Below are 249 nucleotides of genomic sequence, written 5' to 3'. Positions count from 1 at the left end.
AACCCGAACAGTCGCATGGGCCGCTCGCGAAGCCCGATTATGCAAGGACGGGACAGGATGGAACCCATCTTCGTCGGCATCGACGTTTCGAAGGACCGGCTGGACGTGCATGTCCTGCCGCAGGCAGAGGCCTTCTCGGTTGCCCGGGATGCGGCCGGGCTCGAAGCCCTGGCGGCGCGGCTGCTTCCCCTTTCGCCGCTGCTTGTCGTCCTCGAGGCGACCGGCGGCTTCGAGAGCGTGGCGGCGGCC

At 68.3% G+C, this 249-nt stretch carries 1 pseudogene; it reads left to right on the top strand.

Annotated elements, in window-relative coordinates:
* Window positions 1–57 precede the first annotated feature (57 nt).
* Window positions 58–249: pseudogene (locus tag I5731_RS00250) on the top strand (IS110 family transposase); the annotation flags it as partial.

This window comes from Methylobrevis albus (assembly GCF_015904235.1).
Taxonomy (GTDB): Bacteria; Pseudomonadota; Alphaproteobacteria; order Rhizobiales; family Pleomorphomonadaceae; genus Methylobrevis_A; species Methylobrevis_A albus.
Note: the sequence above shows the minus strand (reverse complement) of the source record. Positions and strands in the feature narration are given on the sequence as shown.